Genomic DNA, 12,638 nt, shown 5'->3' with positions numbered 1-12,638 from the left:
AATTTGTAAATAGAAATAAGGCCATTAATGGCCTTATCTTATTCATTGTTTAAGTGCTTCGCTATTCTTGATAGCGAGGATAATCACTATAGCCAACATCGGTACCACCATACATCGTGGTAGGATCTACTTCATTGAGTGGCCAGTTATTGGCGATACGCTCAGGTAGATCTGGATTGGCGATAAAAGGACGACCAAACGCGAATAAATCACCGTAGCCTTTTTCTAAAATGTTTACGGCTTTTTGTACCGTGTATTTGCCAGCATAAATAATACGGCCTGAAAATTCTTCTCTGACTGCTTGATAAAAAGTGTCTGGTAAATCAGGCGCATTATCCCAATCAGCTTCTGCAATTGACAAGTAAGCAATGCCAGCTTGCTCAAGGACTTTGATCGCTTCAATATACGTATGATGGGGATCTGACTCTACCAAGCCTAAATACACGCGCGTCTCATCCGTACTCGCAAACAAAGGCGCAAAACGCACGCCCAAACGATCAGCACCCACCACTTCACTGACAGCAGCCACGATTTCTTTTAAGAAACGCAGACGATTGGTCAACGATCCACCATATTGATCATCACGGGTGTTGCTATGCTCAGAGATAAACTGATTGACCAAATAACCGTTAGCACAATGCAGCTCTACCCCATCAAAACCCGCTTCCAATGCATTGCGCGCAGCTGCCGCATACATACTTACCAGTTCACCAACCTCATCAGTACTAAGAGCGCGTGGCTCACTTGGATCATCCAATGCGCCTGCACCTGGACCTGTTTCAATAAATACTTTGACGTTATCAGCGATAATATCAGATGGCCCTACTGGCTGAGCACCTTGCGGCTGCAAGCTGGTGTGCGACACACGGCCTACATGCCAAAGCTGAGCAAAAATAATACCGCCTTTGTCATGTACTGCTTGCGTGACTTTTTTCCAACCTTCAACTTGGGCTAATGAATGGATGCCTGGCGTCCAAGCATAACCTTGACCTCTTGGCTCAATCTGCGTACCTTCCGTCACCATAAAGCCTGCTGACGCACGCTGTGCATAATAGCTGGCCATTAAGTCATTAGGGATATTGTCAGGTTGCGTGCTACGAGAGCGTGTCAATGGTGGCATGACGATACGGTTTTTGAGTGTATAAGGCCCAAGTGCTACAGAGGAAAATAGTGTATTTGTATTTAGAGTGGTTTGTGTCATAAGTGTCTCTTTTAAAGCAGCTGATGGCTTATTATTAAAGGTATTCGGCCTGTTTTGATGCTTAATAGCTCATTTAGTGGCTACTTAAGCAATGTTAGTCAGCATAGCGTTTTGAGGGTACAATTAGAAACAACCAGTTATTGTTTAAGATACAACTATTAATGGTATGCATGATGAATGGAATGAATCGGCTCGATATTAAGCAGCTTAGAGTATTACAAGCACTGCTTGATCTAAAAAACTTGTCACAAGTCGCACGCAAGATGGGGCTGACCCAACAAGCCATCAGTGAGCAGCTGCGTAAGTTACGCGAGGTGTTTGATGATCGCTTGTTTATTCGTCAAGGGAATAGCATGGTGGCAACGCCAAAGGCGCTATCGATGCAGCAACCCCTTGACCATATATTAAAGCAGTTGGAAGATTTGTTAGAGCCAAAGATTTTTATGCCGCACACATACAAAGGCGTCTTTACGATTAGTGCGACTGACTATGCGACGCAGGCATTATTACCGCAATTGTTTAATATTACGCGACGCGACGCACCTGATTTGAAGTTGATCGTGCGCGACTTTGCCTCAGACAATATCAATCAGCTGATTGCAGCAGGCGAGCTTGATCTGTTGATTACCTTTCCAGAGTTCATCCCTGATAACTTATTGTATGTGACTTTATTTGAAGAACAACATTTATGCGTGACGGGTTGTGAAAATACCTTTGCCACAGAGCCATTAACGCTGGCGCAAGTAGCTGCACACGCGCAGCTCGTCGTGTCACCTTCGCGTGCTAATTTACGTGGCTCTCATGATCAATGGTTTGCAGAAAAAGGTCTAAAACGAAATATTGTGATGTCGGTTCCTAGCTTTTCGGCTGTACCAGATATTTTGCACACGACTGACATGATTGCGTTTTATCCTTCGCGATTATTGCCGAGCAGTAAGGTCAAAGAGCTTAAGGTTGAAGCATTGCCGCCTACTTTTAAGGTCATCGCAGCATGGCATCCACGTACTGCTGACAGTGGCATACATCGTTGGTTAATCGAGCAATTACGAAATCTATAATAAGTAACTTAGCTATAGCCAACTTTGAAACGACATCGAACATTCTTAAACTTGATGTAAGTATTATCTAGACTAAACATGGTCCTACACAAAATTCTGGACAGGTTCACATAATCACGTTAATACAAGTTTATTAAACATAGTTATCCTACGCAATACTTTCCAAATCGGGTATTAAATCATTACTGCTTATCACTTTATCAACATCAACAAACTCACCTTTACCCATGGCGCCAAGATTATAGTCTGCAAACTCATGATATAAAGTGACCACATCACCCATAATCAATAGTGCAGGGGTTGGTAGTTTTGCTTCAGCTTGCTGATCAGCGATATCACTTAATGTGCCGATAAGTACTTGCTGCGTTGGCATACTGGCATGACTAATGATAGCAAAAGGCGTTTCGCTGTAGCGCCCCGCTGCTATCAACCCTTGTGTCATCTCATGCAAACGGTGCAAACCCATGTAAAACACAACTGTCTGGCTGCTGTCCATTAGCTCACTATAATCGTTATTAGGCGCGCCATTTTTTTTGCAAGCAGTGACAAACTTGACCGATTGAGCATGGTCACGGTGCGTTAGTGGAATTCCTGTACGGCTAGCAGCGGCACTGGCGGCAGTAATACCTGGAATAGACTCAAAATGAATGCCATGACGTACCACTTCCTGTAGCTCTTCGCCGCCGCGTCCAAAAATAAAAGGGTCGCCACCTTTTAAGCGAACCACTATTTTTCCTGCCAGCGCGTGTTTGACCAGTAGCTCGTTAATACTTTCTTGTGGCAATGCATGATTAGCGCGGCGCTTACCAACGAATATTTTTTCAGCCGTGCTCGCGCACATATCCAAAATATCCTCAGACACCAGACTGTCGTATAACACTACCTCTGCGCGCTGCATTACTCGCCACGCTTTTAATGTTAATAGCTCAGGGTCACCAGATCCTGCGCCAATCAGATGCACAGTGCCTCTTTTGGTGCAAGTTTGCACGTTTTCTGCGCAGTGTTTATCCATTAGCTGATAGGTCTCATGCGTTGAGGTAGCGGCAGATATATTGGTCACGGTGGTGACTCCTGATAACAGAGTGAATACAGCAAAATGGGCAACCACAAGCAAAGTTGTCAATACACCCTTACTCTAAAATGGCTTATTGTTCATAACACAACACTCAACCAGTAATTGCATATAAAAGGTTGCAAGCGACGTGCCACACGACTATCTAAGCTTGCGCCAACGGGCCGCATTCTGCGATTAATGCGTTGATTTGCCCCACGCAAGATCCACAATTGGTACCTGCTCGGCACTGCTTACCCACTGCCGTCGCACTAGTACAACCATGCTGTGTGATAGCGTTGAGAATGATATTTTTTCCAACTGACATACATGAGCATACCAAAGGTCCTGGATCAACATAACCACTGGCAGGCCGCCCCGCGAGCAACCATTTATATCGTTGATTGACAGGTATTTGGCTAGTATCCGTAAAGCAGCTATCGAGCCAGCGGACACTCGGTAATTGCTTTTGCGTTGGGGCAACGTAAATAGCCATAATCAGTTGTGTACTGGGCCTCTCATCATCAGATGACCCACTATTTATAGCAGCGTTATTTGAGTCTGTCTCAGGCGCAGATTGCGTCACAATAAAACGCAATTGATTCTGTACATTATCGACCGTAAATGCCGTATGCATGACACCCTCTTGAGAGTTTGGCTGTGATAATGATTGCATAGACGCTATAAACTGCTGCCAAAACTCGGGGCAAGCTAAGGTACTACTAGCCTCCACCATCGGGCTAGCGAGATTGATCAAGACGCTGTTATTTTGATGACTCAAGCTCCAAGTAAGTGCAGGTAATGCCTCTGGCACAATATTATTTGAACGTGCTTCGCATTTTGTTTCAGATAATACTTTCTCTGACACTTTGGCAGAAAAATTGGCCAAAATAGTACGTAATTGCACTATAACGGCGTCTTGCCACTCAGGATGCACCAAAATCTTGCCAAATGATTGCATAGGAACAGGCGTGACACTGATCGCCGAATTTTTGAGCTCTGGCTGCCCTGAATGCGGATCGAGGACTGTTGGAATAAGGGGGCCTACACGAGCGAAGCTAGCAAAAGCATTGCTCCAATGCATAGGCATAAATGCATCACCAACGCGCAACGTATCGCTAATGGTAACTTGCGTCATTACGGTAGTTGCGGACTCGTTGCCATCCCTAGCCGTACTCATCGCGGTATTACTGACTGTGCCATTACTAGTCACGCCGTTCTCATAGCTTTCATACTTTTCGTAGTTTTCATACCTGCGATGCAGTTGCACAAAGTCATTGTCTTGAACGCCCAGTTGCTGTGCATCGTTAGCGTGTATGGTCAGTGTGGGTATTGGCTGATGTTGGTTCAACTGCGGTGCAAGGCCAGTACGAGTCATGGTATGCCATTGATCGCGAAGCCTGCCCGTAATCAGGCGTAAATGAATCGCTTGGCTTTCAGATTGAGCATCATGCTCAAGCTCTTGTTTAAAGGGCGATTGATGCTCACCAATCGGTTGAGGGGGATTCCTTCTTTGACGTCGATGCACATTGGCTATGCTCGCTTCATTAGAGGGCGTAATAGCGATTAACTGTGACTTGGTAACTGTAGCCGCGAGATTATTGATTTCATTTTCTAAAGGTTTTATCTTATCAATCATGGAAATACGCGTATCACCCCATTGAAACGGTAACATCTCTTCGTATGCTTGCTGACTGAGTGCGATTGGCTGATATGTTTGATTGCCGTTCTGGTTAATATGCTGGCTAATATATTGTTGAGCACATTTATCGGCTGGTACCTCATCTGTCATTAAAGAAGACAAGTCTTTGCTAAGATTCAGGTAGCGAGGATAGGTCTCATTAGAATTGGACGGGCTTTGGTTGTGAGTATTGCTATAAGCGGTCAATGCCACATGCTCATTAAATATCTCGCTAGGGTGTTGGTAATCAAACCCTGTTAATCCCATGCGTGTGGCAACTTGAGACAGTATCCACCAATCTGGTTTGGCAAGCCCTGCTGCAGGCATTAATGTCCGCTGCCGAGATATGCGCCGTTCAGAATTGGTGACCGTTCCAGATTTTTCACCCCATCCTTGAGCAGGCAATACAATATCGGCACACTTCACCGTATCACTGTCTACCGAGCAATCAGAGACAATAACTAAATCACATTCAGCAAGCGCTTGGCGAAAATTATTCGCATCTGGCAAGCTGACCACAGGGTTGGTGGCCATAATCCAAATGGCCTTGATACGACCATCTAATATGGCAGCGGCCGCGTCACAGGCTTTGACACCCACGTTTGGGGCGATAGTTTGAGGCGACTGCCAAAAATCTGCCACGAGCTGACGATGATCGGCATTGTCTAGTTCTAAATGCGCCGCTAACAAATTGGCAAGGGCGCCGACTTCTCGTCCACCCATTGCATTAGGCTGTCCAGTAAGTGAAAACGGACTGGCCCCTACTTTGCCCACACGCCCCGTGAACAAATGGGTATTGATAATAGCATTGACCTTATCGGTTCCGCTTTGTGATTGATTAACGCCCATACTAAAGGCAGTAACTGTTTTATCAGTGGCGGCAACGCATTCATAGAACTGGCGGATACTATCCGCAGACACTTGGCAGGCGCTAGCGACTTCATCAATGCTCCATGCTTTGGCCGCATTCACCGCATCAGCAACGCCCAAGCTTTGGTTAACATATTCATCATCTTGGCAACCTTGTTGATCTAGGTAATGTAGCAACCCATTATATAAATGTGTATCCGTACCCGCAGCAATTGGTAAATGCAAATCGGCAAATTCACAAGAGTCCGTACGGCGCGGGTCTATCACAATCAGTTTTTTATTAGGATTGGCTTTTTTGGCTGCTAAAAATCGACCAAACAAAATAGGATGGCACCACGCCATATTGGAGCCTACCAGTACCAATAAATCACAAGCCTCTAAATCCTCGTAATTACCCGGCACAAGGTCTGCACCAAACGCACGTTTGTGCCCAGCTACTGCAGATGACATACACAGCCGAGAGTTGGAGTCGATGTTATTATTACCAATAAATCCTTTTATAAATTTATTGGCGACGTAATAGTCTTCAGTCAGCAATTGACCTGAGACATAAAACATAATGCTGTCTCGCCCGTGTTTGGCGATAGTGTCATTTAAACGACTGGCCACGTCATCTAAAACGGTGTCCCAGTCTGTCTGCTCTATAAGTGGCTTGTCAGATTTACGTTTGGCATTGAAATCATTACCCAATTGCATAGGCTGATGCTGATGCTGATGCTGTTGCATGACTGCGTGCTTATTTTGATAATATGGCTCGGTCAAGCGGCGCGCGGTGCCCAATGTTTGTGCCAGTGCACTCCCTTTTGAGCACAATTTACCAAAGTTAGCCGGATGCTCAGGATCTCCTTTGACGCTTAGCACCTCTGTCTCATTCACGCTCGCTAAAACACCGCATCCCACTCCGCAATAAGGGCACGTTGTTCGAATGGTGGTTATCGAACTATCGATCAAGTCATCAATTGAGCTATCAACCAAATCGTCATCAGAGGACGACAGTGCTTTTTTGATATTTTTGGCAGCACTTATATCATGTGTCTCAATGACTCGGCCTGTTGCTTTTTGCACGCTATTAGGCAGGTTGTTCGATTTATTAGCTGGCACTACTTTGCTAGCAGATTCATTGGCGGTAGCGTCATTCATAATGCATCCTCTAACAGTTCGGCCGCTTTATGATGATTGATGTTCTTGTCCGTATCATCAAGCTCTATATCTACTTCCGTAGTTGGCGAATTGCTTGGCATTATTTCATCCAAATGACAATATGCTTCGCCAAATATGAGTGTGTCTTTGATGGACGTAATATCAACGTTATCTATAATTAACTGACTGTAAAAGCTGCCATCGCTGGTGTCCCCATAAAGTACAGCGCCAATGAGTTTGTTTTCTTTGAGGTACAGACAGTGATAATGGTTTAATTCAGGCTGACGATATACGAGAGTCTCAATAGAGTCGGCAGCGTCATCATCAAAAGCAATTTGCCCTGCAGAAAATGCCGACATGCCAGATACTTTCAATTTTAATGACAGCGGCTTACTGACAAAAGGAACCCAGTGAGTTGGTACGGTGGATTTGCCGTTTTCCCCATTTATATCGTTTTCTATCAAAGCATCTTTTAAAACTGTGACCAATGTATCTACCTGCTGATTGACCGGCGCTACCATTCCAAACAACTCGCCCTCTCGCTCTATACACTCACCAATGGCATAAACATTAGGACAACTGGTGTGCATAAAATCATCAACCACAATACCGCGATTAACCTCAAGCCCGCTTTGTTTAGCAAGCGCTGTATTAGGTATCACACCCACTGCCATCACGATAAAATCAGCTGCTAGCTTGCGCCCGTCTTTTAAAGACAATCCGCATACTTCTCCTGCATCATTCATCTCGATGGCCTCAGTGTGTGCAGAAACCGCGAGACCAACCCCTCGGCGCATGAGCTCAGCTTGCAGAAGCTCGGCGGCTGGCAGGTCTAGTTGACGATTGAGTACATAACCATCCATATGAATGACCGTCATGCTCGCGCCCTGTGCCGCTAACGCGCAGGCAGCCTCCAATCCCAGTACGCCACCACCAATCACCAAACCTGTTTTTCCTTGACGGGCATAGTCCATGAGAACGGTCACATCAGCAAGGTCTCGAAATACATGCACGCCTTTAGCCGTGTGGTTGGGGAACGGAATGACTCGGGCAGTTGACCCTGTGGCCATTACTAACTTGGCATAGTTGAATGTTTGCCCATCATCTAGCTCAATACACTGGCACTTGGTATCTATTGTCTCTACTGCAACCCCAGCCAGCACGGTGATACCTAGCTGCTCATACTCTGAGTTGTCATATAAATAAGTATCTTCAAACGCTGTGTCGCCAGCCAATACGGGTGACAGCATAATTCGGTTGTAGCCCACGTGCGGCTCTTTACTGATTAACGTAATTGGCAAACGGGATTTATCATCATTTGATTGCGTGCGAGCAAGCTCAATAGCAAAGCGACTGCCTGCCATGCCCGCCCCGATAATAACGATGCCAGCGTTTTTTTGATGGTCTGATGCTAAGGCGTGAGTGTTGGTATGAGTATCTACCGTAGTTGCGGCTTGCGACATAGATAGTGACATAAACAGAAAAATCCTTAGCCGCCCGGAGCAGCATTGAATGCAAAACAGCGTGTCATGAAAAGTATGCCAACAACAATAAAATGACGACAAACTCTATGAAGCAAATGCCATGCCATACCAGTAGAGGGTTACGCTTAATAAGAGGTTCTGGGTCGCGGCTGTGCGCTTTATTATCAGGGTTAAAATCTTGTAAAAACTCACCAATGGCTTGATAGCGCGCGTTAGTATTGACATGCAGCGCACGCATGAGTGCCTGTTGGCTGGCGTCAGGCACATTCTGCTGCCGTAGCGGCTGCGCGGGCATCATTAGTGTTTGGTTTGGCATCATTAGTGTCTGGGTATTAAATGGCAATTGTCCCGTCAGCAATTCATAGCCAATCACTGCAATCGAGAACAAGTCAGAATGCACGCCTTTTGGTGCATCGGTGTAATATTCTGGTGCAGCATAGTGCAAATCACCATTTGGTGGTCGGGTGCTGTCTTTTAAGATAGAGGAACTGGCGGAACCAAAATCAATGAGTTTGACGGCGCCTGATTTGGTTAAAAGAATGTTTTCGGGTTTGATGTCTTGATGCAACAGATAGTTGCGATGCATGACTCGAACCGCCATGCCAATTTTGGTGAGTAAATCAAAGGTTTGCCACACATCACAAGGCGCATGACGATCCATAAAGTCCCGTAGACTCTCACCGGCGATATATTCAGTCAAATGATATAAGTATGTGGTACTTGCTGGTACCGGATAATAACGCAGCAGCCCCGACTCACTGAGCCCAGAACCCACGTTATGACCAATATTGTTGGATGCAGGATTGACAAACAATCGATTGGGATCAGCTTGATTGTAAGCCGACTCGCCTGCGCGGCGATGTTTTGATAGGCTCAAACCAATTTTACGTTCTTTTAAAAAATCACGCAGATAGTGACCATCGGCGACCGAATCTAAACTGGGTGATTTTAGAACAAAGTCATTATTGTATTCATCTTGCACCCAGTACACGTGACTGCGAGCCGTACGAGCGATAATACCAATCACAGTAAAGCCATCAATATGGTCGCCTATCTGTAAACCAGTTGGAAGCTGGTAGCGATTCACATCATGTATGACCGTATCCAGATTTTCAAAGTCAATGCCATCAAAATGACCAATACCCTTAGAGCCATTGATAGAAGTAAAATGGGCTGAGCGTATGTTCATACTCAGCATGACCATGCTTAGATTGTCATGACTGCCTGCACTAAATGCTTGCTCGCACACGGCTTGACTGGTGTTAAACCCTAGCGGTAATTTGTGTGTAGTAGCCATCAACTGAAATATATCAGTCGCACTGCTGCACAGCTCAAATTGCAACTCTGTGGGCTCTATATGCTCATAAACCCCATCCGTCATAATGGCCAAACACTCGTTTTGATGAAGGGTAAATACCGATTGTTGTAGCTCTAACTGGCTATCTGCGCCGATAGCTGCAGCAAGCGCTCCTTTGTCTTGGCCGCGGTGCACGCGATGATCTTTGCTCAATACTGTCAGACAATCTACCCCAACGCGGTATATTCGAGAGTCGCCTGTATGAAACAGGTGAATACGGTCACCGATACAGAGCAAGCCTGATAACGTAGACAACAACGGCGGCACCCGTTGATACGATTGAGGAAAATATAGAATATCGTTGGCTTTGTTGACTGCTGTTTTGATGATAGTGGCGACTTGATCATCATCAAAACTGATGGATGACGTCTCATCTTGCGATTGTGTCAGTGCAGTCAACCCTAATGTGATTTTGTGGGCAATGGTATTCACTACCAGTCGACTTGCCTGTTTTGGAAACTGACAAGCGCTGACCCCATCTGCCATCAGCACCAATAATGGGGCTGATGAGGACGGGTGAGATCTTGCTTGAGATATTGAGCGATTAGCATTAGATGATTCTGCACCTGAACATTGATAGGGCAAGCAGGTGGTGATAAGTAAGCTGTCTTGGTTTTCAGTCTTGCGACCTGCCATAGTAAAAAAATCAAGCCACCATAATGCAGTGCTGCCATCATCAATACTCTTACTTTCATTAGTCTCATCAATAGCAACAAACTGACTTGACTCTATCAAAGATGACGGATTACCTTTATTGAAATGAGCAGCCATCTCATCCGCATTTTGACTATTGTTTCTATTGGCGTTTGCTGCATGTGTTATCGTCATCTGTCATCACCCCATACTATCTATGACTCACTTGTATTTCGGCAAATGTGCCATCTGGCATCTCTTCAATAATAATGCCTTCTGGCTCTTTTAAGAGAAACAATGCAAAGAATCCAACCACTGCTGTCGCGGCAATTACAAAGAAAAACACTTGATAAGACACCAGGCTCAGCACCGTTAAATACACCACTGACCCAACATTACCATACGCACCTGTCATCCCTGCAAACTGCCCTGTCATACTGCGTTTGATCAGAGGAATCACCGCAAAAACAGCACCCTCACCTGCCTGTACAAAGAACGAGCAAAACATCGTAATTAACAATGCCAATGCCAGTGGCCATGTTGAGTCAAGGAAGCCCATTAATAGATACCCGATGGCCAAACCAGCTGTCAAAATCAACAAAGTTATTTTGCGACCAAACTTATCACTGAGCCAACCGCCGCCTGGACGTGACATGAGGTTCATAAAGGCATAGCTCGATGCCAATACTCCTGCCATCACAATCGATAAACTAAAAGTTTCTTGGTAAAACAAAGGAAGCATCGACACGACGGCAAGCTCTGAGCCGAACGTGGCAAAATACAAAATATTTAAAATACCTACTTGCTTAAAATCATAACGATGCGCCACTGGTACAGGCGTGGTGAAAACCTCTTTATTAAAACGGTAGCTACTAATGAACTCATAAACATACAGTATCGCAAGGCCAATATAGACCATGGTGACACTAGACTGGCTCAATAAGCTCACACCATCAGGTGATAATTTCCATGCCAATAGTGCCAATGCCAAATACATAGGCAGTTTAAAAACCATCATTAACCAAAAATCACCTGATGACGTCACCATCATGGCACCTGATTTTTTGGGTTTAAAATAAGTAGCTCCTTTGGGTGTATTACGCGCCATCTTATAAAAAATGATGCTATAAATCGCCATCACAACTCCTGACGTGGCTGTTGCATAGCGCCAACCTTCATCACCACCGAACACTGCTGCGGCACCAATCGCGATAGTCGGCAATAACAGTGCCGCTGCTGCTGAGCCAAAATTACCCCAACCGCCATAAATACCTTCAGCCGTCCCCAATTCATTGGTTGGAAACCAATCACTCATCAAACGGATACCCACCACAAAACCTGCACCCACAAAACCTAGTAAAAATCGAGACAGTGCCAAGGTGTTGTAATCCTGCGCGAACGCAAAGGTAAAACAAGGAATAGCACCAATGGCTAAAATGGCGGTATAAACAATACGAGGGCCAAAACGGTCTGTTAGCATCCCGATAATCACGCGGGCAGGAATAGTCAATGCCACGTTTAAAATGAGTAGTGTTTTGACTTGGTCTTTACTCAGATTGAGTGTTTCTCCAATCGCTGATAGAAATGGTGCATGGTTGAACCATACAAAAAAGGTAAGGAAAAATGCCATCCAACCTAAATGAAGGATTTTATTTTTACCCGTAAATGACAAAACATTAAGCTTGTCTTTACTAGGCGCAACGGGGGCTGATGATGACATAGGCAACTTCCTCAAATGATTAACTTCAGGGTTCTGACAACGTACTAAAGGTACTAAGTGTTCAAAAAATGCAGTATTCAAATATGATAAGTAGCAATGTTTCAAGCAGTGCAATGGTTATGCCAGTTATCCGTGTACACTGCCAAATCTGTATAAAGATCAGCACTCGTTAATTATCCAAGCGCCTTTACTGGCGGGTCTATAACCATCACCACACCTGACGCTTATGCTAATAAAGCATTAACACAGCAGATTTAAAACACTCCATCAGCCTCCCTTATAAACAGCAATAACATCCAACTTGGGGCATCGCAATGTCTATTTTGGTGCATTAATTTTTGATATCGCTGTCGTTAACAATCGTGCTCACCCTGATTTTTGGCAAATAGCAACGCTAATCATGCTGACATAAAAACCTTAGTACATAAGCGACTGGTCTCGAT

General features: G+C 45.0%; 7 protein-coding genes. 1 reads left to right on the top strand and 6 read right to left on the bottom strand.

Translation table 11 applies throughout. From position 1 onward, the window contains the following. Window positions 1–61: 61 nt before the first annotated feature. Complete coding sequence (locus tag SJY28_RS09730) at window positions 62–1,201, bottom strand: alkene reductase (protein WP_379544289.1); 1,140 nt, start codon at window positions 1,199–1,201, stop codon at window positions 62–64. 173 nt (window positions 1,202–1,374) lie between these two features. Between SJY28_RS09730 and SJY28_RS09725 the strand changes: the two genes are divergently transcribed. Continuing rightward, the gene (locus tag SJY28_RS09725) at window positions 1,375–2,259 is read left to right on the top strand and encodes a LysR family transcriptional regulator (protein ID WP_379544288.1); all 885 of its coding nucleotides are present in this window, start codon (window positions 1,375–1,377) and stop codon (window positions 2,257–2,259) included. Between the two features lie 148 nt (window positions 2,260–2,407). On the opposite strand, the gene cobA is transcribed toward SJY28_RS09725, so the two are convergent. The 5 genes from cobA to SJY28_RS09700 form a co-directional block, all read right to left on the bottom strand. Further along, the gene (gene cobA, locus SJY28_RS09720) at window positions 2,408–3,319 is read right to left on the bottom strand and encodes a uroporphyrinogen-III C-methyltransferase (RefSeq protein WP_379544287.1); all 912 of its coding nucleotides are present in this window, start codon (window positions 3,317–3,319) and stop codon (window positions 2,408–2,410) included. 157 nt (window positions 3,320–3,476) lie between these two features. Then, window positions 3,477–7,001 (bottom strand): molybdopterin-dependent oxidoreductase, encoded by a 3,525-nt coding sequence (locus SJY28_RS09715; protein ID WP_379544286.1) that lies wholly within the window; start codon window positions 6,999–7,001, stop codon window positions 3,477–3,479. After that, the gene (locus tag SJY28_RS09710; protein ID WP_379544285.1) at window positions 6,998–8,476 is read right to left on the bottom strand and encodes an NAD(P)/FAD-dependent oxidoreductase; all 1,479 of its coding nucleotides are present in this window, start codon (window positions 8,474–8,476) and stop codon (window positions 6,998–7,000) included. Before SJY28_RS09710 ends, SJY28_RS09715 begins: the two co-directional genes overlap by 4 nt. 52 nt (window positions 8,477–8,528) lie before the next feature. Continuing rightward, window positions 8,529–10,478: a protein kinase gene (locus SJY28_RS09705; protein WP_379544973.1), complete on the bottom strand. Its 1,950-nt coding sequence runs from the start codon at window positions 10,476–10,478 to the stop codon at window positions 8,529–8,531. Between the two features lie 208 nt (window positions 10,479–10,686). Next, the gene (locus SJY28_RS09700) at window positions 10,687–12,195 is read right to left on the bottom strand and encodes a NarK family nitrate/nitrite MFS transporter (protein ID WP_290177251.1); all 1,509 of its coding nucleotides are present in this window, start codon (window positions 12,193–12,195) and stop codon (window positions 10,687–10,689) included. Between the last annotated feature and the right edge of the window lie 443 nt (window positions 12,196–12,638).

Source organism: Psychrobacter sp. R86515, assembly GCF_042466315.1.
In the GTDB taxonomy this organism is placed as follows: domain Bacteria; phylum Pseudomonadota; class Gammaproteobacteria; order Pseudomonadales; family Moraxellaceae; genus Psychrobacter.
This window is presented reverse-complemented; position numbering and strand designations above follow the sequence as displayed.